Raw genomic sequence first — 270 nt, 5'->3', positions numbered from 1 at the left:
GACGTTGCTGCTCATGGTGCCTCGTTTCATCGGTGGGGAGCTGTTCCCACCGTCGTCGGCGGGCCACGGACCGGGCAATCGGACCTTGGTACTACGACCAAGGTCCGATGGTGCGACCGGGCCAACGCGCGCAGGGTGGACCATGACAGCCCGTGCCGCAGGTGACAATGGGCGGAAGGACGGATGACATGAAGAAGCGGATCCTCATCGGAGCGGGTGCCCTGGCGCTCGCCGCCGCGCCCGCCGCGATCGGCCTGTGGGGCAACCCCT

Origin of the sequence: Microbacterium sp. HMWF026 (assembly GCF_003061325.1) — a bacterium.
Taxonomy (GTDB): Bacteria; Actinomycetota; Actinomycetes; order Actinomycetales; family Microbacteriaceae; genus Microbacterium; species Microbacterium testaceum_E.
Note: the sequence above shows the minus strand (reverse complement) of the source record.